Annotated in this window: 20 protein-coding genes; 13 read left to right on the top strand and 7 right to left on the bottom strand. The window is 66.2% G+C overall.

What is annotated here, in order from left to right; translation table 11 throughout:
• Positions 1-45: 45 nt before the first annotated feature.
• From dctP to SJY11_RS24275, 6 genes are all read left to right on the top strand, one after another.
• Positions 46-1,071: a TRAP transporter substrate-binding protein DctP gene (gene dctP, locus SJY11_RS24300; protein WP_376989474.1), complete on the top strand. Its 1,026-nt coding sequence runs from the start codon at positions 46-48 to the stop codon at positions 1,069-1,071.
• Between the two features lie 174 nt (positions 1,072-1,245).
• On the top strand, positions 1,246-1,803 hold the full coding sequence (locus SJY11_RS24295; RefSeq protein WP_376989473.1) for a TRAP transporter small permease subunit: 558 nt from the start codon (positions 1,246-1,248) through the stop codon (positions 1,801-1,803).
• Between the two features lie 4 nt (positions 1,804-1,807).
• On the top strand, positions 1,808-3,127 hold the full coding sequence (locus SJY11_RS24290) for a TRAP transporter large permease (RefSeq protein WP_376989472.1): 1,320 nt from the start codon (positions 1,808-1,810) through the stop codon (positions 3,125-3,127).
• Between the two features lie 11 nt (positions 3,128-3,138).
• A complete protein-coding gene (locus tag SJY11_RS24285; RefSeq protein WP_376989471.1) occupies positions 3,139-3,546 on the top strand; it encodes a RidA family protein in 408 nt (135 codons plus the stop codon).
• Positions 3,543-5,558: an alpha-ketoacid dehydrogenase subunit alpha/beta gene (locus SJY11_RS24280; protein ID WP_376989470.1), complete on the top strand. Its 2,016-nt coding sequence runs from the start codon at positions 3,543-3,545 to the stop codon at positions 5,556-5,558. The genes SJY11_RS24285 and SJY11_RS24280 overlap by 4 nt, the downstream gene beginning before the upstream one ends.
• Before the next feature lie 17 nt (positions 5,559-5,575).
• Positions 5,576-6,355, top strand: a complete 780-nt coding sequence (locus tag SJY11_RS24275) for an HpcH/HpaI aldolase family protein (protein ID WP_376989469.1) — start codon at positions 5,576-5,578, stop codon at positions 6,353-6,355.
• 90 nt (positions 6,356-6,445) lie between these two features.
• Here SJY11_RS24275 and SJY11_RS24270 read toward each other — a convergent pair whose 3' ends face one another.
• Positions 6,446-9,934, bottom strand: coding sequence for an ATP-binding protein (locus SJY11_RS24270; protein WP_376989468.1), 3,489 nt, complete (start codon positions 9,932-9,934; stop codon positions 6,446-6,448).
• A complete protein-coding gene (locus tag SJY11_RS24265) occupies positions 9,934-11,208 on the bottom strand; it encodes a metallophosphoesterase family protein (RefSeq protein ID WP_376989467.1) in 1,275 nt (424 codons plus the stop codon). The genes SJY11_RS24270 and SJY11_RS24265 overlap by 1 nt, the downstream gene beginning before the upstream one ends.
• A gap of 209 nt (positions 11,209-11,417) precedes the next feature.
• On the opposite strand from SJY11_RS24265, the gene SJY11_RS24260 reads away from it, so the two are divergent.
• Together SJY11_RS24260 and SJY11_RS24255 are read left to right on the top strand one after the other, a co-directional pair.
• A complete protein-coding gene (locus tag SJY11_RS24260; RefSeq protein ID WP_376984330.1) occupies positions 11,418-12,281 on the top strand; it encodes a tyrosine-type recombinase/integrase in 864 nt (287 codons plus the stop codon).
• A 16-nt stretch (positions 12,282-12,297) separates the two neighbouring features.
• Positions 12,298-13,509, top strand: a complete 1,212-nt coding sequence (locus SJY11_RS24255) for an IS91 family transposase (protein WP_376984328.1) — start codon at positions 12,298-12,300, stop codon at positions 13,507-13,509.
• Positions 13,510-13,938: 429 nt separating this feature from the next.
• On the opposite strand, the gene SJY11_RS24250 is transcribed toward SJY11_RS24255, so the two are convergent.
• On the bottom strand, positions 13,939-14,859 hold the full coding sequence (locus SJY11_RS24250) for a LysR family transcriptional regulator (protein ID WP_376989466.1): 921 nt from the start codon (positions 14,857-14,859) through the stop codon (positions 13,939-13,941).
• Between the two features lie 119 nt (positions 14,860-14,978).
• On the opposite strand from SJY11_RS24250, the gene SJY11_RS24245 reads away from it, so the two are divergent.
• From SJY11_RS24245 to SJY11_RS24235, 3 genes are read left to right on the top strand one after another with little or no spacing between them, the layout of a single operon-like run.
• The gene (locus tag SJY11_RS24245; RefSeq protein WP_376989464.1) at positions 14,979-15,551 is read left to right on the top strand and encodes a carboxymuconolactone decarboxylase family protein; all 573 of its coding nucleotides are present in this window, start codon (positions 14,979-14,981) and stop codon (positions 15,549-15,551) included.
• A gap of 56 nt (positions 15,552-15,607) precedes the next feature.
• Positions 15,608-16,270, top strand: coding sequence for a peroxiredoxin-like family protein (locus SJY11_RS24240; RefSeq protein WP_376989463.1), 663 nt, complete (start codon positions 15,608-15,610; stop codon positions 16,268-16,270).
• Positions 16,271-16,284: 14 nt separating this feature from the next.
• Positions 16,285-17,256 (top strand): DMT family transporter, encoded by a 972-nt coding sequence (locus SJY11_RS24235; RefSeq protein WP_376989462.1) that lies wholly within the window; start codon positions 16,285-16,287, stop codon positions 17,254-17,256.
• Between the two features lie 70 nt (positions 17,257-17,326).
• Here the strand turns inward: SJY11_RS24235 and SJY11_RS24230 are convergent, their stop codons facing one another.
• The 4 genes from SJY11_RS24230 to SJY11_RS24215 all read right to left on the bottom strand — a co-directional run bounded on the left by SJY11_RS24230 (position 17,327) and on the right by SJY11_RS24215 (position 20,788).
• Entirely contained in the window at positions 17,327-18,073 is a 747-nt protein-coding gene (locus SJY11_RS24230) for an acetoacetate decarboxylase (protein ID WP_376989461.1), read from the bottom strand.
• A 10-nt stretch (positions 18,074-18,083) separates the two neighbouring features.
• The gene (locus tag SJY11_RS24225; protein WP_376989460.1) at positions 18,084-18,866 is read right to left on the bottom strand and encodes a 3-hydroxybutyrate dehydrogenase; all 783 of its coding nucleotides are present in this window, start codon (positions 18,864-18,866) and stop codon (positions 18,084-18,086) included.
• Positions 18,867-19,065: 199 nt separating this feature from the next.
• Positions 19,066-19,875, bottom strand: coding sequence for a proteasome-type protease (locus tag SJY11_RS24220; RefSeq protein WP_376989459.1), 810 nt, complete (start codon positions 19,873-19,875; stop codon positions 19,066-19,068).
• A 31-nt stretch (positions 19,876-19,906) separates the two neighbouring features.
• On the bottom strand, positions 19,907-20,788 hold the full coding sequence (locus tag SJY11_RS24215) for a helix-turn-helix domain-containing protein (RefSeq protein ID WP_376989458.1): 882 nt from the start codon (positions 20,786-20,788) through the stop codon (positions 19,907-19,909).
• Positions 20,789-21,034: 246 nt separating this feature from the next.
• On the opposite strand from SJY11_RS24215, the gene SJY11_RS24210 reads away from it, so the two are divergent.
• Both SJY11_RS24210 and SJY11_RS24205 read left to right on the top strand, forming a co-directional pair.
• On the top strand, positions 21,035-22,384 hold the full coding sequence (locus SJY11_RS24210) for a tetratricopeptide repeat protein (protein ID WP_376989457.1): 1,350 nt from the start codon (positions 21,035-21,037) through the stop codon (positions 22,382-22,384).
• Positions 22,385-22,396: 12 nt separating this feature from the next.
• The gene (locus SJY11_RS24205) at positions 22,397-23,032 is read left to right on the top strand and encodes a hypothetical protein (RefSeq protein WP_376989456.1); all 636 of its coding nucleotides are present in this window, start codon (positions 22,397-22,399) and stop codon (positions 23,030-23,032) included.
• The last annotated feature ends 40 nt before the right edge of the window (positions 23,033-23,072 follow it).

The raw sequence follows: 23,072 nt of genomic DNA, 5'->3' as shown, positions 1-23,072 counted from the left end.
CACAGCAGAGCCGGACCACCGGCCGCATCCAGAGGAGAGAACGTCATGACGACCCGTAGAACGCTTCTGAAATCCGGCGCCTTCGCCCTCACGGGAGCGATAGGCGCGCCCTTCGTGATCTCGCCAGCGCGCTCGCAGAGCTTTTCGCTGCGCATGCAGGGCTTCCTCGCCGCAGCGTCGCCGACGCATCGCGCCTTCGAGAAATTCGCCGCCGATCTCAAGGAGAAGTCCGGCGGCAAGCTTCTGATCCAGGTGCTGCCGGCCGGCGGAGCGGTCGGCGCGACGGAGACGATCAACGCCATCGCGGCAGGCATCCTCGACGGGCACTACTCGTCCTCGTCCTTCTTCGCGGCGCGCGACCCCGGCTTCACGGTGTTCGGCGACACCGGTGCCTCCTACGACACCGTCGATCAGCGCGACCGCTGGTATCTGGAGGGCGGCGGCGAGGATATCGGGCGCGAGCTCTACGCGCAGCATGGCCTGGTCTATGTCGCCAACATCTTCTGGCCGTCGGAGCAGATCCCGGCCAAGAAGGCGATCCGCGGCGTCGCCGATCTCAAGGGCCTGAAGATCCGCGTCCCGCCCGGCTTCGTCGCCGAGTATTTCGGCAAGGCCGGAGCGTCGGTCATCAACCTGCCGGGCGGCGAGGTCTTCAACGCGCTGCAATCTGGCGTGCTCGACGCCACCGACTGGGCGAGCCCCGGCCAGAACTACGAGGTCGGCCTCTACAAGGCGGCAAAGTTCTCGGTCGACGCGGCGCATTCGATGCCGGCGACCGAACTCGGCTTCGCCAAAGCGAAGTGGGAGGCGCTGCCAGCCGAACTCAAGCAGCTCATCCTGGCCGAAACACGGGCGATGAGCGCGGCGCTGAAAGTCCAGATCAGGAAGGACGACGACGAGGCGCTGGCGAAGATGAAGGGCGAGGGCATCGAGATCGTCAGCTGGTCGAAGGAGGAGATCGGCAAGCTGCGCGCCTTCACCGGCGAAGTTCAGGATGCGCTGGCGGCCAAGGGGCCGATCGCCAAAAAAGTGGTCGAGAGCCATCGCGCCTTCCAGAAGAAGATCGGCTGAGGCCGGTTGCAGCGCCGTTCCCTGATCCCGAACAGCCGGGCAAGCGGCGTTTCGAGTCAGGGTTCGGGAGGCTCCGGATCGCTCTGGAGCCTCCTCTTACACGGGCCTCTCGGACCGGCCTTGGGCTGGGTCGCTTAAGGGATACTAAACGCAACTGGAGGAGCGGGCCGGACAATGGACCAGTTCGAAGCGCTGCTGGCGCCCGCCGTCGATCCGGCCGCGCCCTCGCCCACCCTTGCCGACAGGATCGCCACGGCGACCGGGCAGGCCTTCGCCTGGCTCGTCGTCGTGGCGATCCTGCTCTCGGTCTATGAGGTGATGATGCGCTATGTCTTCGGTGCGCCGTCGTCCTGGGTGCTGGCGACGACCACGACGCTGTGCCAGATCGGCTTCGCGCTCGGCGGCGCCTTCTGCATGGCGCGCCGCGAGCACATCCGCATCAGCTATTTTCCGGACCAGATGGGCCCGCGCACGCGCTGGTTTGCCGAACTGTTCTCGCTCGTCATCGGCGCATTCTATCTCTGCGGGCTGCTCTATGCCGTCTATCTCGACGCCCGGACCTCGATCTGGAAATTCGACTTCCAGGGCCGCTGGGCTCCGGAACTGACGCCCGGCCCACCGAACTGGCCGCTGCCTAGTCTCGGCAAGGCAGGGCTCGTAATCGGCGCGGCGCTCTTCCTCGCCGTCGTCCTGAGCCATCTCGTCGCCCATCTGCGCCGGCCGAGGCGCTGACCCCATGCTGCTGGGCATCGACATCGCGACATGGTCGCTGCTGATCCTCTTCGCCATGGTCGGCCTGCTGGTCGTCGGCGTGCCGCTCGCCTTCACGACAGGCGCAATCGCGGTCGCGCTGTGCCTGTCGCTCTACGGGCCGCAGAGCCTCTATCTGATCGGCACGCGCACCTTCGGCTTCCTCGACAGCTATGCGCTGGTCGCCGTGCCGTTCTTCATCTTCATGGCCTCGATCCTGGAGCGATCGGGGCTGGCGCGCGAACTCTACGACGCGATCCGCGTCTGGACCGGTCGCACGATCGGCGGCGCCGCCAACGTCACCACGATCTTCGCCATCATCATCGGCGCGATTATCGGCGTCGCCGGCGGCGAGATGGTGCTGCTGGGGCTCGTCGCGCTGCCGCAACTCCTGCGGCTAGGCTATGACCGCAAGCTCTCGATCGGCCTGGTCTGCGCCACCGGCGCGCTCGGAAGCATGATCCCGCCGGCCCTGACGCTGGTCTTCTTCGGCCTCGCGGCGGGCGCCGACATCGGCGATCTCTTCACCGCCTCGTTCATCCCGGGCCTGATGATGGCGGCGATCTTCATCGGCTATGTCCAAATCCGCATCAGACTCAACCCGGCCCTCGCGCCGGTCAGCGACGATGGCCCGCCGCTCGGCATCCGCGAGAAATTCGATCGCTCGAAGGGCGTCGCCCTGCCGCTCGTCGTCCTGCTCTCGACGCTGGGCTCGATCTATCTCGGCGTCGCCTCGGTGACCGAGTCGGCCTCGGTCGGCGCGCTCGGCACGGTGCTGGCCGTGGCATGGCGGCGGGAGCTGAGCTGGTCGCTGATGCGCGCCGCGATCAACCAGACCATGGCCGCCTGCGGCATGGTGCTGTGGCTCGTGATCGGCACCAACGCGCTGGTCGGCGTCTACACCATCATGGGCGGCATCGATTTTTCGCGCGCCCTGCTGACCGGCCTGCCGATACCGCCCTTCGCCGTGCTCGCCTTGATGATCCTGGTCTGGGTCTTTCTCGGCTTCTTCATCGACTGGATCGCGATCCTGCTGCTGACGGTGCCGATCTTCATGCCGGCGGCGAAATCCTTCGGCTACGACCCGATCTGGATCGGCATCCTGTTCAACATGGCGGTACAGATCGGCTATCTCACGCCGCCCTTTGCGCCCGCCTGCTTCTTCATCAAGGGCGTGACCCCGCCCGAGATCACGATGGAGGAGATCTTCGCAGCGATGTGGCCCTTCGTCGGCCTGCAGATCGTCGCGCTGCTGCTCGTCCTGTTCTTTCCCCAGATCGCACTCTGGCTGCCACGCGTGCTGTGAGGAGTTTTCCCATGACCCAACGCCGCATGATCGTCCCGCCTGGCATGGAGAACATCGTCGAACGCTACCGCTACGCGCCCGGCGTCCTCATCGGCGACACGCTCTACGTCTCCGGCCAGGTCGGCCGCGACGAGAACCTGCAGGTCGTCGCAGACCGCGAGCAGCAGTTCGAGCAGTGCTTCCGCAATATCGGAAAAGTGCTGGATGCCGCCGGCTTCGGCTTCTCCGACATCGTCGAGCTTGAGAGCTGGTTCCTCGCCTTCCCGGCCGATCTGCCGCTGTTCATGCAGGTCAAGGACCGCTGGATCAAAGGCCCGGTCTTCCCGACCTGGACCGGCTTCGGCGTCGCCGCCTTCTCGATGCCGGGCATCGTCTGTGAGGTGAAGGTCTCCGCCATTCGCGGCGGGCCGACGCTGTGAACCGCCGCGTCGCACCACCGCTGCCGGAGACGGCGCTCGACACCGCGACGCTGGAGCGCTTCTATCGCGATCTCTGCCGCATCCGCCGTTTCGACGAGCGCGTCATCGAGCTGTTCAACACCGGCGTGGTCAAGGGCACGGCGCATTCCTGCGTCGGGCAGGAAGCGATCGCGGTTGGGGCCTGCGCGGCGCTGGACGAGCGCGACTACATCGTCTCGCACCATCGCGGCCATGGCCACTGCATCGCCAAGGGCGCCGACATGACGAGGATGATGGCCGAGCTGATGGGCCGCGCCACCGGTTATTGCGGGGGGCTGGGCGGCTCGATGCATATCGCCGCGCTCGACAAGGGCATTCTGGGCGCCAACGGCATCGTCGGGGCCGGCATCGGGCTCGGCTCCGGGGCTGCGCTCTCGGCCCAGATGCGTAAATCCGGTCAGGTCGCGCTCGCCTTCTTCGGTGACGGCGCGGCCAATGAGGGTCTGTTCCACGAAGCTTTCAACATGGCGGCGCTGTGGAAGCTGCCGATGATCTATTTCTGCGAGAACAACCAGTATGGCCTCTCGACCCCGATGGCGGCCTCGACATCGATCGACCGGCTCTCGAAACGGGCGGCAGCCTACGGCATGCCCGGCGAGACCATCGACGGCAATGACGTCGTGGCCGTCTATGAGGCGGTGGCAAAGGCCGTCGCGCGCGCGCGCGCCGGGGACGGTCCCTCCTTCATTGAGGCGATGACCTGGCGCTGGGGCGACCACTCGATGCGCGCCAACCTGCCGAAATACCGCGCTGACGCCGAGGAGGCGGAATGGCGTGCCAAGGATGCACTCCTGCGCGCAGCTACGCGCCTGTCGGAGCGGCAGGTGCTGCCAGCGCGGATCGCGAGCCTGCTGGACGAGGCCAATATCGAGATCGAGGCCGCAATCGAAGAGGCCAAGGCCGCGCCCGAGCCGACGATCGAGGCACTCCTGCCCGCCGTCAGCGCGCCGCATGCCGTTGTCGCGAGCGAGCCCGGCCCGGCTGCGGCCGACGGCCGCGACATCTCCTATGTCGAGGCGATCCGCGAGGCGATCGATCAGGAGATGGCGCGCGACGACAGCGTCTTCGTCATCGGCGAGGATGTCGGCCGCATCGGCGGCATTTTTGCCTGCACGCGCGGGCTGATCGACAAGTACGGCCCCGAGCGCCTGCGCGACACGCCGATCTCCGAGAACGCGATCTCGACCTTCGCGGTCGGTGCGGCGGCGACCGGCCTGCGCCCGATCGTCGAGATCCAGATCTTCGACTTCGTTACCCTGATGATGGATTCGATCGTCAACCAGGCGGCGAAGTTCCGCTACATGCTCGGCGGCGTGCCGAAGATGCCGATCGTGTTTCGCGGGCCGCAGGGCGGCGGCATCCGGCTGGCCGCGCAGCATTCGCAGTCGCTGGAAGCCTGGTTTTGCCATGTGCCCGGGCTCGTGGTGATGGCGCCGTCGACTCCCTACGATGCCAAGGGCCTGCTGACGGCGGCGATCCGCGACGACAACCCGGTCGTCTTCCTCGAGCACAAGCTGCTCTATGTGCAGTCGAAAGGTCCGGTGCCGACCAGTCCTTACGCGATCCCGATCGGCAAGGCCGATATCAAGCGCGCCGGCTCCGACGTCACCGTTGTCGCCACCATGGCGATGGTCGCGCCTGCGCTGGCGGCGGCACGCGAACTGGCGCGGGACGGCATCGAGGTCGAGGTCATCGACCCGCGCACCCTGCGCCCGCTCGATACGGAAACCATCCTCGAATCCGTGCGCAAGACCCACCGTCTCGTCGTCGTCCATGAGGGCTGGACGAAATGGGGCTTTGGCGCGGAGGTCGCGGCCATGGTGATGGAGGAGGCGTTCGACTGGCTCGACGCCCCCGTCGCCCGCATCGGCATGCGCGATGTTCCCATGCCCTATAACGACACACTGGAACGCGCCGTCATTCCCTCGCAGGCCGACATCGCCGCCGCCTGCCGGGCGGTGCTCTATCGCTGAGTTCAGGACGCACCCTCATGCCGCGCCGCGCATTCGCCGATCTCCTCGCCTTGCCTCGCCCGGCGCTTGGCACATGGTCCCAGATCCGTTCGGAAGAAGTGATCGACATGCTGGGAGCTGCCGGGCTCGATTTCAGCATCGTCGATTGCGAGCATGGCGCCTTCGGCATCGAAACGGCCGAGAAGCTGTTCCGCGCCTGCGACGCCAATGGCATCGTGCCGCTGGTGCGCGCCCCTGTCGCCGATCCGGTCTTCGTCGGGCAGGCGCTCGATGCAGGCGCAGCAGCTATCGTCATACCAGGCGTCGCCTCCGCGCAGCAGGCGCGGACCATGGTCGCCGCCACCCGCTATGCACCCGAAGGCACACGCGGAGCCTGCCCCTGCGTCCGCGCCGGCGAGCACTTCATTCGGGACTGGCGAAGCTATTCCTCTCGCCAGCGCGAAACCGTCGGAGTGATCGCGCTGGTCGAGACCAAAGCCGGGCTGGAAGCGATCGAGGAAATCTGCGCTGTCGAGGGGCTGCTCGCTTTGCTGATCGGCCCGTTCGATCTCGCCGTTTCGCTCGGCCTCGCCGGCGACTATCTCCATCCCGAGGTCCAGGCCGCGATCGAGCGGATGCTCGCTGCGGCAAAGGCACATCATCTGCCGGTGATCGCGCCCGTGTTCAATCCCGATCCGGTCGAGGCCCGCCGCCAGCGTGACGATTGGCAAAGGCGAGGCGCGGCGATGTTCGTGGTCGGCACCGACAAGATCATCGTTTCCGATGCGCTCAAGACCTACTCCGACGCACTCAGCTGATCGGCCGGGTCGATCTCACCAACAATCGGAAGTTTATGCCATCCGCGTGAGCATGCAGATCTCTAAATATGCGCATCTATGTATGGCTTTTCATGGCGATGCAGCGGCTAGTTCATGAACGGTTGTCCCCGGGCATACCCGCCGCGCGATCTCGCAAAGATGCGGGTGATGCGTGAGGTATATCACCTGACCGACGGCTGACATCTCGCCGAAGAGCCGGAACGCCTCCTCGGCTCGGAAATCATCAAACGTCTCCATGATGTCGTCGGCGATGAACGGAACCGGCTGCCGTGAGGCGACGAATTCGTAGTACCCGGCGACGCGCAGCGCGAGATAGAGCTGGAAGCGCGTCCCCTTCGACAGTTCCGCGGCCTCTTTCGAGCCCCCGCCAGTTGCCCGCGCAATCAGGATCTCACCGTCTTTCTCCGGCTGAGCGGCGAGCCCGGTATAGGCGCCACGGCTGATCGTCGCGAAGGCTTCGGAGGCTCTCGCCATCATCGAACTGCGATGCCGGTCGCGATAGGCGCGCAGCGCCTGTTCGGCTGCGGCAGCGCCGAGCTTCAGCCTGAGATAGCGGAGCGCACGATCCTCAATGTCGAGTAGCAGCGTGCGTTTCTCCTCCTCGATCTTCGCCACCGCGCCATCGCCGCCGACGGCCTCGACCCGGTCGAGCGCCTTGCTGTGGACCGAGAACATGTCACGGCTGCGCTGGTCCTGATCATCGAAGCGAGCCTTCAGCTCGACAAGCTCAGCCTCCAGGGCGGTGTGATCGGCACAATCGAGGACCGCTTCCGCCTCGTCTATCGTGGGCAGCCGAAGAGCAGCGAGGATGTCACGCTCGGCAGCCTCGACCTGCGCCGTCAATCCCGCCCTTTTCTCGATGGCTGACAGCATGCCGGAGACCTCCGCCAAGGTCGCGACGCTGAAGAACGTGGTCATCTCCACCTTGCGACGATCGTGAACAGCCAGGGTCTCGGAGAGCATGCGTTGCCGGGTCCCGGCAGCCTCCAGGTTTTGAGTCGCGGTGCCCCGCCGCGTGCGTTGGGCGTGGGCTTCCTGAATCCGAGCGCTGACTACCTGTGCCAGATCCAGGATATCGCCCGAGGGCGCAACGATCCCTATCTCACCGGCAAGCGCTTCAGCCTCGTCGCGGAATGCGGCCTGGTCCTTCTCCATCTTGCCGATCCGGTCGACGAGGCCAGCCTTCTTCTCCAGCACGGGGCCTAGTTCGGTAATGTCCACGAGGATTTCGCGAACTGTGGCAAGCGTCGGCACTGTGCCGCCCTCTCCCAGCCAACAGGTCGAGCAGGCTTTGGTCCATGAGGCGTTCCAGTCCCGGTCGGCCTCCGTGGCCTTTTCGACATCACGCTCGCGGCTCGCTACGTCTCGTTGCCGCTCATCCACGCTGGCCCGCAACGCCCTCAGCTCGACCTCTCGATCGATCGCCCCCTGCCCTGCTACCAACAGCGCCTGGAGGCCGGCATCCGCATCGTGCGGCAGACCAGCCGCGCTCAGCGCGGCGGCCAACCTATCTCGCACAGCCACGGCGTCGGCTTCCGTCTCACGGAGATCGCTTTCCGCTGCACGGACGAGCGCTCTCGCCTCCAGCGTTGTGTCACGCCGGCCGAGCCAGGTTTCAAACTGAGGCAGCGGCATGCTGTCCGATAGCGCCGGGCAGGTCACAGCTACGGCCGCCGCGATCTCGCGCTGGAGGCCTTGCATAGCCGTTGTCGCGACATCCCGAAGTTCGATGGCGCGATGGCACTCTGCCTTGGCAATGGCCAGCGCCTGGCTCACCTGATGGAGTTTTGCGACATCCGCCATATGACCGAGCCGTCCGCTCGTGACGATATCGTCGCGCCGAAGCGCCGCCTCGAAGCCGTCGGCCGAAGCAATATCGAGCGTGCCTCGATGAGCGGCCCAGGCCTGCTCCCGGATGGCACGAATGCTCGCGGCTTCCTGATCAGAGACGAGACCTGAGATCCCACTCAGCGCGTCCAGCTCGGCCGTCAGGCGGATCTGCTCCGTCGTCAGACGCTCGACGTCGCGGGCATGCTGATCGATCCGCTTCTGTGTCTCAGTGATCGCCAGCGTCCAGCGCTGAATCTCCGCCGCAGCGGGAGCAGGCAGATCGACGAGCTCGTCGATGTCACCGTTCCAGGGCCGCAGCTCGCGCAGGCGATCCGCCAACGTCGAGCGGGCGGCATCACGAGCCCGTTCGGCCAGCCGGCGACGCGCCGCATGGTCGTCCGCCCGTGCGGCCGCAACGGTCGCCGCGAGCGATGACATCCGTGTCTCTCGCCCCTGCCCCGTCTCCGGATCGCCGCCGGCGTCGCGCAGCCTGGCCTGGGCCTCGTCCAATCGCCGGCGAGCCTCGGACAACTCGTCGGCAGCCGATTTCAGCGCGGCCTCAATGCCGGAGCGCGTCTCGATCAGAGTGCGAAGAGTGCCGACGACCGAGGCTCCCAGCACGAGGCGATGGGGATCTGCCTCTCCGGTCCGCTCGATGCGGCCCAGAATCGTGGAGATCGCGAATTCGGCCTCGCGCAGTTGCAGGCGGCGCTCCGGGATATCCTTCTCGGCTGTGACATGGCGGGCACGAAGATCAGCAAGCCGCTCGACCTTGTCGGCCAGCCGCAGCGCCGTCTCGTCCACCACGATCGCATCGAGTTGCCCCGACAGCTCCGCAATCTCCTCGGTGAGACCTTGCGCGCGAATGCCGAGCTCGATCTCGTCCTTCTGCAACTGCGGCAGCTCCTCGGCCCAGCCGCGCGGAGCGTCGGGAAGGTCGGCCAAGGGCGCAATGCGCTGGCGGAGACCGCGCAGATCCGCCAGGCGCGGCAAAGCGTTCAGATGGCGCTGGATCTCGTCCAAGCGCGCCTGGATCCTCCCGCGGCTGCCGATCGCCTCTTCGTACTGGATGGCAGCCCGATCACGAGCTTCGATGAGCTGGGCATAGTCGGACGCCAGGGTGTCGATCCGCTCCCGTTCCGCCTTGAGTTCCGCGAGCCGGGCCTTGAGGTCCGGCAGCTCGCCGCTACGGGCGCGGTACTTATAGATGCCCTCGGCCTCGGTCTTGAGATCGACAAGGCCTTTGCTGAGATCGGCCAAGCCGGCGCTTGCGGAAAACAGGAGCTGGCCGAGATCGCCCTTGCTCGACAGGATGCTTTCGCCACCTGCCTCCAGCGTCGCATCGTCGAGCGAGAACATCGTGCGATACGAGTCGCGGTCGATGCCACCGAGTTCTCCCAGGAGAACGCCTTCTGCAATCGGCTGGTCGCGCGCATCGAGCAGGCTGTTCTGTGGCCGCTTGATCCGGACCAGCTCCTGGGGACCGCCTGCAAGCTCCATGGTCCCGCCGACGCGCATCGTCGGATAGGGGTGGATGAAGTTGAAGCGGCTGCGCGTCTCGATCCCGAAGAGGAGATCGAGAAAGCCGGCCAGGGCCGTCGATTTGCCGGCCTCGTTAGGTCCGTAGACGATATGTAGGTCGGGCTGGCCTTCCACCCGCTCGCCAAACTCGATGCGATGATCGGTGAACTTGCCGTAGCGTGTGAGATCAAGGCATTTTAGGCGCATCAGGAAACGCCGCCTTCCGCGCCGGCGTGAAGGCGGGCGAGCACGTCTTCGGACCCGTCCTTCACTAGGCCCGCGATCATGGCCTTGAACGCGTCCTCGTCCGAGCCGAGCAGGCCGCGACATTCCTGCGGAAGCTGCGTCCTGAGCTCCTCGGCAATGGCAGCTACCTCCGCCTGGTAGGCGTCGGAGCCGATGACCTCCTCGTCGATCAGGCGGCGCAACTCAGTGAGCGGATCAGCCGAAGCGCCGGCCACCGCACTGGGCGCCCGGCAATCGACCTCGAGCTTCTCGACCCAACAGCTCCCGATGACGGATGCCCGGTCGTCAGCTTCCGTCTTGAGGAGATCGAGATCGCGGCGGATGCGCCAGGCCAGCGGGGTCGCTCCCGTCACCCGCAGGCGGACGACAAGGTGCTCCGAGGCGACATCGCCGCGCGCCTGCTCCAATGCTCGCGCCAGCGAAGCGACAAGATCGCGCCAGTCGTCGATCCCCGTCGCATTAACGCCAACCCTCTCGAACTGCGCGATGCTGGTGACGCGCTCCTCGATCCGGACCGAACGATCGTCGCCGATCGTGACTAGGCTCACGGATTTGGCGCCGGCCTCGTTGATGTCGCGGCCCTGCGGCATGCCGGGCATCACGATCGCGCAGCCGCCCTCGACGACCGAGCGCTTGTGGACGTGGCCGAGCGCCCAGTAGCGAAAGCCGGTGCTCTGAAGATCAGCCAGGCTGCATGGTGCGTAGAGATCATGTCCGGCAGCGCCGGCGAGGCTGGTGTGCATCAGGCCGATATTCACGGCGCCTTCGACCGGCGGCCTGTACTTGCCGAGCAGGCTTTCGGGAGCATGGGGCTGCGCGAAACTGAGACCGTGGATCGCGACTGAAAACTGGCTGGCTTCCCGCTCGATCGCAATCACCTCAGCGCGGCCGCCGAACAGCTTCACGGAATCCGGCAAGCTCAGTTCCTTACTGATCCGCGACAGCGCGTCATGATTGCCGCGGATGACGAAGACGCGGATGCCCGCCTCATGCAATCGGCGGAGCTGCTCGGCCAGGAACCGCGCCGTCTTCATCGAGGTCTGGTCGCCATCATAGAGATCGCCGGCCAGCAGCAGCGCATCGACCTGCTCGTCGAGACAGAGATCGACGACGCGCACGAAAGCGCGCCGGGTCGCGTTTCCGATTAGATCGGCAAGGTCTGGATCACGCAGTGCGAGCGAGCGCAGCGGCGAGTCAAGATGGATGTCGGCAGCGTGAACGAAGCGGTACGTCACGGTCCATTTCCTATTTATCAGCCCGCTCGATGATTGAACGGTTTCACGGCAGTGCGCCACCACTGACGTGCGCCAAGCGGGTGAATCGCGCCATTGGACTAAGCCGCTCTCGCGGCAGGGTGCTGCGGCGCGGTCATCGCTGAGATTTCGCCTGTGAGGCGCTGCATCCGAGGATTTGGGGTCGTTTCCCCTGATCCCTGGAGGTTTCCATGATCGATGCCGTCACCGTCAGCCCGCTGCGCCAGCGGATGATCGAGGACATGACCATCCGCCGGTTCGGCGAGCACACGCAGCGCGACTATGTCCGGCAGGTGCGTGAGTTCACGGCCTTCCTTGGGTTGCCGCCGGACCGGGCCGAGCCCGAGGATCTACGGCGCTATCAGCTTCACATGGCTTCGCTCGGCGCCAGCTATGCCCGGATGAACCTGGCCTGCACGGCCCTGCGCTTCTTCTTCCACGTCACGCTGGGCCGGACCGGCTTTGGTGACCGCATGGCGCGGATCCCGACGCCCGATCGCCTGCCGGTGGTTCTGGACACGCAGGAGGTGGCGCTGCTGTTGGCGCATGCGCGGAGCCTGAAGGACCGCGCCGCGCTGAGCATCGCCTATGGCTGCGGCCTGCGCGTCTCGGAGATCGCCAACCTCAAGGTCACCGACATCGACAGCGCCCGCATGCTGATCCGGGTCGAGCAGGGCAAGGGCCGCAAGGACCGCTATGTCATGCTCGCGCCCGACCTGCTCGATCTGCTGCGGCAGTGGTGGCGGGTGAAGCGGCCGCGCGGCTGGCTCTTCCCCGGCCAGCAGCCGGGCCAGCCGATCACGACGCGCCAGCTCAACCGGGCCTGCCATGCTGCAGCCGAGGCAGCCAAGCTCGACAAGCGGGTGTCAATGCACACGCTCAGGCACAGCTTCGCCACCCATCTGCTGGAGCGGAAGACCGATATCCGCGTCATCCAGGTCCTGCTCGGGCACAGGAAGCTCGACACCACCGCCGTCTACACCCGCGTCGCGCTGAAGACGCTGCGCGAAGTGACGAGCCCGCTCGCGCTGCTGGCGCCGCCGCCACCGCCATAGCGGTCCCGCGCCGATCATGGCGCGGCCTTCGCTGGAGGTTGCGGATATCCTGAACCGGCATGGCGAGGCCTATCTCGCGCGCCATCGGCTCAGCCGCGGTCAGCTCAAGGTGATGGGTGCCATCCGGGCCTGCCGCACGGCTGCGCTCGGCGGCCATGTCATGGCCTGCGGCGACTGCGATCACGCGGCCATCGCCTACAACTCCTGCCGCAACCGGCACTGCCCGCGCTGCCAGGGCGCAGCGGCAAAGGACTGGCTCGCGGATCGCCAGGCCGATCTCCTGCCCGTGCCCTACTATCATCTCGTCTTCACACTGCCGGCGTCGATCGCAGCGGTCGCCTACCAGAACAAGGCCGAGGTCTACGGCCTGCTGTTCAGGGCTGCAGCCGAGACGCTCGCCACCATCGCGAGCGATCCCCGGCATCTCGGCGCCCGCATCGGCTTCACCAGCGTACTGCACACATGGGGATCGGCGATGACGCACCATCCCCATCTCCACATCATCGCGCCCGGCGGCGGCCTGTCGCCGGACGGCGCTCGCTGGATCTCATGCCGATCCGGCTTCTTCCTGCCCGTGCGCGTGCTCTCGCGGTTGTTCAGACGGCTCTTCCTCGAAGGGCTCGCGGCCCTGCACGCGGCCGGGCGGCTCGCTTTCCAAGGCAATCTCGCCGATCTGACTGAGGCCGATGCCTTCGCCTCCATGCTGGCGCCGCTGCGGCGCGCCGACTGGGTCGTCTATGCCAAGCGCCCCTTCGGTGGCCCTGAGGCCGTGCTGGCTTATCTCGCCCGCTACACCCACCGTGTCGCCATCGCCAACAGCCGCATCATTGCCGTGGATCGGCACAGGGTCACGTTCCGCTGGAAGGACTATCGCGCCCGCTCCACCGGCAAGGGCCGGCGCAAGACCATGACGCTGACGGCCCACGAGTTCATCCGCCGCTTCCTGCTCCATGTCCTGCCCGACGGCTTCCACCGCATCCGCCATTACGGCCTGCTCGCCTCGAGCCGCCGTGCCGACACCATCGTCCGCATCAGGCAGATCATCGCGGCGACGACGCCGGACGACATCGCCAGAGACGACGTCCCGGTCGCCGCAGCGCAACCCGAGCAGGCCTCTGAACCCCACCCGCCATGCCCATGCTGCGGCGGCCGCATGATCCTCGTCGAGCGCTTCGCGCCGGGCACAGCGCCGCGAACCATCCTCGCCGTCAGGATCGACACATCATGACGATGGCCCCATGGCGGCATCTTCAGGAAGCACTGCCGATCTCGGCCAGAGAGCGGGCAATCCCGTTCGGCCCAATCGCGGAAACGGAGATGGCCGCGGTCTCGGATCCACCAAATGTGCAGCTAAACCTCAGCTTCGGGGCCGCTCGGTCGGAGCATCGCACCGTCGCCTCGCGCCTCGCACGATCTCGCAGACCATACCGCGCGGCGAAATCCCCATAGCCCACGGCCCCGGGCCGCGGCTTCCTCCCTTGGAGGCTTTCGGACGCCGGCCCTCAGCCCAGTCCGAACCCGCTCGCATGGGCCGGCATCCGAAACCCTTCACAAAAGCTGAAACTGGCGCTAAGCCCGAAAGCAGAAGTCGCAGAATGCGCCTAGCATCTGCCGTTCTGACAAACGACCGTGCGATGGGGCTCTTGCTGCGGAACGGTCAATCTCTGTCCCCATAGGCCGACAGTTTAGGATCGAGTTCGAATTCGTGGGCAAGGAAGTCGATCATAGCGCGAACCTTGATCGCGAGGAATCTGCGGGACGGATAGACGACCTGTGTCGGCAGGGCGCGCGGCTCAAAGGCCGATAGAATGACGACAAGGCGGCCCGAGGCAATCTCGTCAGTGAAGTGCCAGACCGGAACGACGCCGATTCCGAGTCCGCCGAGCACGCCTTCGCGCACGCCCTCCGAGTTGTTGACGCGGTATCGTCCCGACACAGCGACGCTTACCGGACCGTTTTCGCCTGAAAATTCCCAGCGATTGCCGGTCGCCAGCCGCGAATAGACAATGCACTCGTGGTGGGCAAGGTTAGCTGGTTGCGAAGGCTCGCCCCGCGCCGCCAGATAGGCCGGGCTTGCGACCGTGACCCGGCGTGTCATGCCGATGCGCCGTGCAATGAGGCTCGGATCGGTTATGTCGCCGATCCGCACGGCAAGATCGATGCCCTCCTCGATCAGATCGGTGAAGCCATCGTTCATGATCAGGTCGATGGAAACCTCTGGATAGCGTGATAGAAAGGCGTCTAGACGCGGGACGATGTGGAGCCGGCCGAACACGACCGGGCAAGCCAGTCGAAGCGTCCCGCTTGGCGCGCCTCGTCGCCGGCCGACCGAGCCAAGCGCCTGCTGCACGCTGTCCAGCGCCTGCCGAGCCTGTTCGTAAAGAACGCGACCATCATCGGTCAGGGTCAGGGCGCGGGTCGTGCGCTGAAACAGGAGCGCTCCCAGTTGGTCCTCCAACGCCGCGATCTGGCGCGAGATGGTCGGCTGGCTCGTGTTGAGTTCCTGCGCGACGGCCGTGAAGGAGCCCGCCTCGACAACGCGGACGAAGGTGCGGAACAGGGCGACCAGATCGGACATTCATACATCTTACGTATCAATGTTCTGCATTCAAGCAGCGTTATCGCCGCAAGACGAATGAAGCATAGTCTGGACATGGACGACGGCGAGGCCGCCGCCCGGAAACCCGGAGACAGACCATGACCGAATTCACGCTTCACACCGTCGAGACCGCGCCCGCAGCCGCCAAGGAGCAGCTCGCCGGCATCGAGAAGGCCTGGAAATTCATTCCCAACCTGCACCGCACCCTGGCCGAAAGCCCGGTCGCCCTGCAGGCCTATGACATGCTGTTTGGGCTCGTCGCCCAGACAAGCTTCACGCCGGCCGAGCAGCAGGTCGCCTTCATGGCGATCAATGTGCTGAACGAATGCGAATACTGCGCCTCAGGCCATTCGGTTCTGGCCAAGATGGCCGGCGTCGAGCCCGAAGCGATCGCGGCCCTGCGCGACAGCGCTCCGCTCAAGGATGCGCGCCTGCAGGCGCTGCGCAGCTTCGCCGAGCGCATCGTCTCCGAGCGCGGCTTCGCCGGCGACGACGCCGTCGACGCCTTCATCGCAGCGGGCTTCAGCAAGGCCCAGGTGCTCGAACTGGTGGTGATCGTCGCGACCAAGACGATCTCGAACTACGTCAACCACCTGACCCACACCCCGCTGGACGACTTCATGGCGCAGACCAAATGGGTTTCGCCGCGCAACCGCAAGCTGGCGGCCTGACCCTGTCCGGCCGGCGGCGTCCGCCGTCGGCCGCCCCCTTTCCCGGAGCAGACTCAATGACCCTTCAGACCGAACTCGATGAGTTTCGCAGCGCCTGGACCCAGCGCGTCGGCCCCGAGATTTCAAGCCTGGTCGCCAGTGATATCGACGATCTGCGCAGCTCTGGCCTGCTCGATCGCGTTGCGCGGCCCGGCGATCTCCTGCCGGCGCTGACGCTGCCCAACGCGTCCGGCGCGAGCATCGACCTGCGCGCGCTCAGCGCCGTCGGCCCCCTCGTCATCACCTTCTATCGCGGCGGCTGGTGTCCGTACTGCAATCTCGAACTGCGCGGCTATCAGCAGCGGCTCGACGCCTTCGCCAGGCTCGGCGCGAGGCTTGTCGCCGTCTCGCCCGAGACGCCCGACGATACGCTCGACACCGCGCAGAAAAACGCGCTCGCCTTCCCGGTGCTGTCAGATGTCGAGGGCAGGCTCGCCGACGCGCTCGGCATCCGTTTCCAGCTCTCGCGGGACATCAAGTCGCTCTACCAGAAATTCGGCCATGATCTGCCGACGCGCAACGGTGATGGTGGCTGGTCTCTGCCGATGCCGGCGACTTTTATCGTCGCCAAGGGCGGCGTCATCACGACCGTCTTCGCCGATCCCGACTACCGCAGGCGGCTCGACCCCGAGCAGGCCCTGGCTGCGGTCGCGGCGCTCTCCTCCGCCAACGCTGCTTGAGAAGGATTGAGATCATGTCGTTCATATCATTGCAGTCGGCCGCTCCCGGGGGCCGGATTCCCCGGCTCTCGATTGCCCAGGCGCAGCCGGTGTTCAGCGGCTTCGCGCTGGGGCTGCTTGCAGCCCTGATCTGGGGCAGCTATCTCGCGCTGGCGCGGGCCGGCGTCGCGGCAGGCCTTGCCGCAAGCGACATCGCCTTCATCCGCTATGCGGTCGCTGGCCTCGTCATGGCGCCCTGGCTGCTGGCCCACCAGCCGGCGACGCTCGCCGGCGTCGGCTGGCGGCGGGGGCTGATCCTGACCGCACTCGTCGGCCCTCTCTTCATCCTGATCGGCGTCGGCGGCTACAGCTATGCGCCGCTCGCCCATGGCGCGGTGCTGCAGCCGGCCGCACTGACGCTCGCCGGAATGGGCCTCGCCGCTCTGGTGCTGAAGGACCGGCTTACGCGGGCGCGCCTGACCGGCGGTCTGGTCATCATCCTCGGCCTTGCCGTAATCGCCGGGCCGGGCCTGCTGAGTGGCGGCGCATTGACGCCGCTTGGCGACGCCATGTTTGTCGCCGCGGGCCTGATGTGGGCCGGGTTCACCGTTCTGACGCGCCGCTGGGGCATCGCGCCGCTGGCAGCGACGGCGGCCGTCTCGGTGCTGTCCCTGCTGATCTATGGCCCGATTTATCTTGCCTTCGTCGGCGTCGAGCGCCTGCTCGCCCAGCCCTGGAACGTCCTCGCTCCCCAGATCGTGGTGCAGGGCCTGCTCTCAGGCGTTGTCGCTGTCATCGCCTTCTCGGCGGCGGTGCAGCGTCTGGGTGCAGGGCGAGCGGCGGTGTTTCCGGCTCTGGTGCCGGCCGTCGCCATCATCCTGGGCATCCCGATCGCGGCCGAATGGCCCACCGGCGTGCAACTGATCGGACTGGGCGTGGTCACGACTGGTCTCGCTTTTGCGTCCGGGCTGCTGCGGGCTCGGCAGCCTCTGCCGTGCCGATTTTGAGCGTTCCGCGACAGAGTGGAAAATGCCGTGGGCAGCCGACGCATTGCGTAAAAATGAGCATTTGCTCGGTTCACACCCTCATATAGTCGTGGATCTTGCGCCCAAACGGGAGCGTCAAGTCGGCGATGAAGTGATGCGCGCCGAGCACCCTGCGCACCGGCAGGTCGGCGACGGGTGCGTTGACATGCGGGATCAGGTGCAAGCGTCCGGGCCCGATCCAGGAGCCCTTGACGGTGATGTCGGTCAGGTTCAGCGCGACGAGCTGGCAGATTTCCGGCTCGCCGTCGACGCCGGGAATGATCTTGAGGTTGACCTGCGTCTTCGAGAGCATGGCGGTGGTCCTGACGCCGTTTCCCGCCAGGCTCTCATGCTTGTAGCCCATCGTGCCCATGGCGACCTGCTGGCCGGCATATTCGAGCGTGCCGGTCAGCGTGTCTTTCACTGTCTCGAGTTTGGGGTGGGCGTATTTCTTGGGAAAGCCCCAGATCTCGCGGCCGGCCGAGATCGGCGGCTCGATGTCGAGATACATCTGCGAGACGAAATTGACCTCCTCCTCGCCGAACAGGCAGGGGATGACGGTGCCGGTCTCGGTGTAGCTGCCGAAGCCCGAGGAATCGGGCATCTTGATCCATTCGTAATGCACGATCGGCTGCGCGATCGGCATCAGCGGCTCGGGCAGATGATGGCGGATCAGATCCGGATCGGTCTCGTAGCTGATGATCATGTATTCGCGGTCGATGAAGCGATACGGGCCGGCCGGATAGCTCGGCCCGGCGAGCGGCATCGAGGGCAGATCGAGGATGTCCTTGCGGTTCATGGTGCTGTCCTCACTGCGCGGTCCAGCCGCCGTCGATCGGCAGGATCACGCCGGTGATCGACTTCGCCGCATCCGAGGCGAGGAACACCGCAAGCGCCGCGACCTCCTCGGAGGTGACGAATTCCTTCGTCGGCTGGGCGTGCAGCAGCACGTCGTTGATGACCTGCTCCTTGGTCAGGCCGCGCGCCGCCATGGTCTCGGGGATCTGCTTTTCGACCAAGGGCGTCCAGACATAGCCCGGGCAGATCGCGTTGACGGTGACGCCAAAGGTGGCGGCTTCCAGCGCGACCGTCTTGGTCAGCCCGGCGATGCCGTGCTTGGCGGCGACATAGGCCGACTTGAACGGTGAGGCGACGAGCGCATGCGCCGAGGCCGTATTGATGATGCGGCCGAATTGGCGCGCCTTCATGCCAGGCAGCGCCGCGCGGATCGAATGGAACGCGGCCGAGAGGTTGATCGCGATGATCGCGTCCCATTTCTCGACCGGGAACTCCTCGATGGCCGAGACGAACTGGATGCCGGCATTGTTGACGAGGATATCAACCGAGCCGAACTCTGCTTCCGCCTGCTCGATCATGGCCGCGATCGCGCCGCCATGGGCCATGTCGGCTGGGCTATAGCGCGCTCTCACGCCGAAATCGGCCTCGATGCCGGCGCGCTCGGCCTCGATCTCGTCAGGCTTGCCGAAGCCGTTGATGACGATGTTGGCGCCCTGTTGCGCATAGGCGCGCGCAATCGCGAGCCCGATGCCCGAGGTCGAGCCCGTGACCACGGCGGTTCTTCCCTTGAGCATACGGTTCTCCAGATGCGAGACGCCAAATCGACTGAGCGTGCGCCCACGCTGCTCCGGAGCCCCGCTACGCCATGCGCCGCAACATTCAATTATGATGCGCTGCAATATGTGACTGGCGTGCGAATGATGTCACCGGACCAGGCGAGGGCAAGAACACCATTCTTGCGATTTTTCGCAGGAGCGGCCCAGCACGATCAAGCTACGAGGCGGCGCGCGACGCTTCGATGTCGCCATGTCCGGCCGCCGGCTCGAAAACGGGCTCCGGCAGGCTCTCGACGAGCCTGCCGAGACCGGTGCTGTAGCGATCGCGCAGATCGGCCCAGTACGGGTGCTGCGCCGTGAACTTGGCGATCTGGCGGGCCGCGAGGCTGCCTGTCTCATAGCGCAGCAGGTCGATCGGCGGCGCGACCGACAGGTTGCTGCGGATCGTGGCGTCGAAAGACAAGAGGGCGAGCTTGGCCGCCTCGTCGAGGCCGCTTTCCGTGGTCAGCGCCCGGTCGAGGATCGGCTTGCCGTATTTGGTCTCGCCAAGTTGCAGAAACGTGTTCCGGCTCGACGCCTCGACGAAGTTCCCCGCCGAATAGATCTGGAACAGCCGATGCTTGTCGCCGACGATCTGACCGCCGACGAGGAAACTCGCGCCGGGATCGCCATAGGGTTCGACGAAACTACGATTGGCGCGCATCACCTCGCGCAGGATCGCGCCGACGATCTGGGCGACGTCGAACAGGCTGCGCGCGGTCATGATGTCGGCGGCCGACCATTCGACGGCGCCGCCGTGGAGGCCGAGCCGATTGGCTGCCTGGCCGGCGTTCTGGCGGATCGTGCTGATGACGGCCTGTGTCGTCGCGAGGTTCCCGGCCGAGAGGATCGCGATCATGCGCTCGCCTTGCTGCTCGAACACCGCCAGCTTCTTGACCGTCGCGATCTGGTCGACGCCGGCGCTGGTTCTGGAATCGGACGCCAGCACAAGCCCGGCCGGCAGCCAGATGCCGAGGCAATAGGTCATAGCCGCTGTGCTCCCGCTGACTGGACCGCGCTCATGATGCGCCCTGAGCTGGGCCGTGCCGCCGCACCATGGCGCGCATTGCGCGGACGCTCGAAAAGCCCGATTGCCGGGCGATCTCGTCGGCCGGCATATCCTTGCGCGCCAGCAGCCGCAGGGAGCGCTCGGCGCGCCGCTTCTGGATGAACCGATAGGGCGAGTCCCCCATCTGGGCATGGAACTCGCGCACGAAGTGGAACAGGCTCAGGCCGGCCACCGACGACAGCTCCTTCAGCGACAGGTCCTGTTCGAGATTGCCCTCGATATACGCCAGCACCCGCCTGACCTCGATCCGGCGATAGGCGGTCTTCTCGGTCTGCCGGGCCGCGCATCGCAACAGGCTGCCCGCCAGTTGCGACAAGGCGCTGTCGAGGAACAGGCGCGATGCGGCGTCGTTGCGCGCCATCTCGACCCAGAGCGTCCGGCAGACCTGCTCGACGACGTTGTTCTTGAAATAGCGCCCGATCAGGGGCCTCAGCGCCGCCTCCTCATCCGCAAAGAGTTCGTCGTCGAGATCGGTCAGCACGCCGCCGGCCCAGGTCAGCACCAGCAGGCGCGTCGGCCCGGCGATCTCGTAGCGGACCTCCGTGCCGGGAGGGACCAGCAGGAAATCGCCGCGTCCGCGCTGCCGCTGCCGCCAGCCATCGCCATAGTCGAAGCGGGTCGGGCAGGCGGCCCTGAGGGGGAGGCCGAGCACCCAGTCGGACGACGCGATGTCGGTGAAGTCGTGAGGTTTCTGGTCGACGATGAACGCCTTGAAGCCGCTCCAGGCATGGGAGCGGTGTTCCTGCGGAAACCGGGAATAGGCCGACGACCGGTAGAAGTCGGCGAATGACCGGGGCTCGCGGCAAGATGCCGTGCTGGACTGCGGATGCATCGATCTCCTCCCTTGACCGACCATAGCGATGCTCTCCGCGCGCAAAGAAGAGCCCGATTATCGCGACGCGCGATCTTGCTGCATCACCGCCCGACTTCGCCGCAAGATGGCGACCTCACGTCATCGAAACATGATTTGCGTTCCGCTAGCCTCTCGCAAGTGCAAAAGGCCCGCGAGGAACGCAGTCGTGATGTTTGGTGCCCTAGCCTTGTTCATTTGGACGATTCTGCCTTGCCGGAGCGCGATATGATCGACGCGTTCGGGTCGGAGCATGCGACCGGACACACCGTCGCGGTCGCGGCGTTCGCAGCCGCGGTCAAGGCGCTCGCCAGCCACAGGCCCCACGCATCGATGCATCTCGAAGCCGCCCTGAACGCCGATCCGGGACTGACCGCCGCTCATGCGCTGTCGGGCCTCGCCGATGTCATTCTGGCGAGCGAGGACCATCTCGCCGGCGCCCGGGCCAAGCTCGCCCGGGGCCGCGCGGCGCTCGCGGCAAACGACGGGGGGACGGGCTTCGAGCGGGCGCTGGTCACGGCGCTCGATCATGCCGTCGAAGGGCGGCTGCGGGCCGCGGGCGACAGCCTCGACGACTACCTGTACGGCGACCCCAACGCCTTCGTGGCGGCCAAGCTCTCGCATGCGTTCCGGTTCCTGATCGGCGATGCCGACGGCATGGTCAGCCTGACCGCCCGCCTGAGCGTCGATTGCGAACCGGGCAATGCCGGCTACGGCTATCTCCTCGGCTGCCATGCCTTCGGGCTGGAGGAGGTCGGACGGCTGCACGAGGCCGAACGCGTAGGCCGGCGGGCGCTCGAACTCTGCCCCGACGATGCCTGGGGGCTGCATGCGGTGGCTCATGTCTACGAAATGCGCGGCCAGACGGCCGACGGCATCGCCTGGCTGGAGGGCAACCGCCTCATCTGGTCGCGCTGCAACAACTTCTCGCGGCATGTCGCCTGGCATCTGGCGCTGTTCGAGCTTGAAAAGGGTGACCACGACGCCGTGCTGGCGGTCTACGACCGGGACATCGCCAATGATCTCTCCGGGGATTGCCGCGACTTCGCCAATGCGGCCTCGATCCTCTGGCGGCTGCGACAGCTCGGCGTCGACCCCGGTTCAGGCCGGTGGAATGCCCTCGCGGCGGTCGGCGACACCCATGCCCGAAGCGCGACGCTCGTCTTCGCGCAGCTCCATGTCCTCATCGCCCAGATCGCGGCCGGACGGCTGGACGAAGCCTCGGACATGGCCGAACTGATCCATGACAGGAGCCGCACAACCACCGATCAGGCGAATGTCGCGCGCAATGTCGGCTCGGAGCTGGCGCATGCCTTGCTGCAATCGGCGCTCAGTGGTGGACAGCAGGCGCCGGTCGGCTTGCTTGCGCGTCGCCTGCATCGCCTTGGCGGGAGCCACGCCCAGCGCGATGTCTTTCTGAGGTCGCTGGCGCTTATCGCGCGCGATTCCGGCGATGTCGCGGGGCTGCGGCAGGTTCTGGCGGTGCGACGACGCAACAAGGCGGATGACAGCTTCGTGGCGCACCAACTCGCGCTGACGGCCACAAGCACAGCCGACCTCGCCGCACGAGCGAATTGACGGAGATCGACGATGACGATGACGGCCGAAGCCAGACCCGCCATTCCCGCCATGCGAACCCTGATGCATCTGTTCGCCGGCGGCCTGGCGGGCCTGCTCATCTGGGAGGTCTGGGCGCGCGTCCTGACCAAAGCGGTGCTGGGCTATCCTCTGGAGCCTGCAGGCCTGATCGACGCCATCGCCCAGCATCGGCTGGGTCTGTCGGTTCCCTATCTGCTCCGGGAAGCTCTGCATTACGGGGTCGGCATCGTCGGCTATCCCGTCGCCTATTTCGTCATCTCGCGCCTCGTTCCGCGCTGGCCGGTCGTGCTCGACGCGATCGTCTTCGTGACCTTCAGCGCGGGCGTCGCCGCCCTGATCGCGTCCGGCACGTTCGCGCCGATCCATTTCGTCTTCTGGACGGCCGCCGTCGGTCTCATCGCCACGCGCTGGATCAACCGGGACACGCTGATCGCCGACGCCATCACCTGGGGCAACTTCACCTGGTTCAACGCGCTGGGCCTGATGGCGCCGATCGGAGGGCTGTCCTTCTATCTGCTGGGGGAGGGCGGCGAGCTCTCCTATATGAGCTTCGTCGGCCATGTGATTTACGGCGCGGTCGCCGTCTGGCTCTTCGAGCGGCTCGATTCGGGCGCGGCGCGGCGATGAGAACCCACACTCAAGTTTCGCGGTTCGGGTTCGTCAACGT

Origin of the sequence: Allobosea sp. R86505 (assembly GCF_042466375.1) — a bacterium.
Classification (GTDB): Bacteria; Pseudomonadota; Alphaproteobacteria; order Rhizobiales; family Beijerinckiaceae; genus Allobosea.
Note: the sequence above shows the minus strand (reverse complement) of the source record. Positions and strands in the feature narration are given on the sequence as shown.

What these genes read in the sequence shown, in the direction of transcription:
- dctP (WP_376989474.1), top strand. Translation starts at nt 46, where the DNA reads ATGACGACCCGTAGAACGCTTCTGAAATCCGGCGCCTTCGCCCTCACG.
- SJY11_RS24295 (WP_376989473.1), top strand. Translation starts at nt 1,246, where the DNA reads ATGGACCAGTTCGAAGCGCTGCTGGCGCCCGCCGTCGATCCGGCCGCG.
- SJY11_RS24290 (WP_376989472.1), top strand. Translation starts at nt 1,808, where the DNA reads ATGCTGCTGGGCATCGACATCGCGACATGGTCGCTGCTGATCCTCTTC.
- SJY11_RS24285 (WP_376989471.1), top strand. Translation starts at nt 3,139, where the DNA reads ATGACCCAACGCCGCATGATCGTCCCGCCTGGCATGGAGAACATCGTC.
- SJY11_RS24275 (WP_376989469.1), top strand. Translation starts at nt 5,576, where the DNA reads ATGCCGCGCCGCGCATTCGCCGATCTCCTCGCCTTGCCTCGCCCGGCG.
- SJY11_RS24270 (WP_376989468.1), bottom strand. Translation starts at nt 9,934, where the DNA reads ATGCGCCTAAAATGCCTTGATCTCACACGCTACGGCAAGTTCACCGAT.
- SJY11_RS24260 (WP_376984330.1), top strand. Translation starts at nt 11,418, where the DNA reads ATGATCGATGCCGTCACCGTCAGCCCGCTGCGCCAGCGGATGATCGAG.
- SJY11_RS24255 (WP_376984328.1), top strand. Translation starts at nt 12,298, where the DNA reads ATGGCGCGGCCTTCGCTGGAGGTTGCGGATATCCTGAACCGGCATGGC.
- SJY11_RS24250 (WP_376989466.1), bottom strand. Translation starts at nt 14,859, where the DNA reads ATGTCCGATCTGGTCGCCCTGTTCCGCACCTTCGTCCGCGTTGTCGAG.
- SJY11_RS24245 (WP_376989464.1), top strand. Translation starts at nt 14,979, where the DNA reads ATGACCGAATTCACGCTTCACACCGTCGAGACCGCGCCCGCAGCCGCC.
- SJY11_RS24240 (WP_376989463.1), top strand. Translation starts at nt 15,608, where the DNA reads ATGACCCTTCAGACCGAACTCGATGAGTTTCGCAGCGCCTGGACCCAG.
- SJY11_RS24235 (WP_376989462.1), top strand. Translation starts at nt 16,285, where the DNA reads ATGTCGTTCATATCATTGCAGTCGGCCGCTCCCGGGGGCCGGATTCCC.
- SJY11_RS24230 (WP_376989461.1), bottom strand. Translation starts at nt 18,073, where the DNA reads ATGAACCGCAAGGACATCCTCGATCTGCCCTCGATGCCGCTCGCCGGG.
- SJY11_RS24225 (WP_376989460.1), bottom strand. Translation starts at nt 18,866, where the DNA reads ATGCTCAAGGGAAGAACCGCCGTGGTCACGGGCTCGACCTCGGGCATC.
- SJY11_RS24220 (WP_376989459.1), bottom strand. Translation starts at nt 19,875, where the DNA reads ATGACCTATTGCCTCGGCATCTGGCTGCCGGCCGGGCTTGTGCTGGCG.
- SJY11_RS24215 (WP_376989458.1), bottom strand. Translation starts at nt 20,788, where the DNA reads ATGCATCCGCAGTCCAGCACGGCATCTTGCCGCGAGCCCCGGTCATTC.
- SJY11_RS24210 (WP_376989457.1), top strand. Translation starts at nt 21,035, where the DNA reads ATGATCGACGCGTTCGGGTCGGAGCATGCGACCGGACACACCGTCGCG.
- SJY11_RS24205 (WP_376989456.1), top strand. Translation starts at nt 22,397, where the DNA reads ATGACGATGACGGCCGAAGCCAGACCCGCCATTCCCGCCATGCGAACC.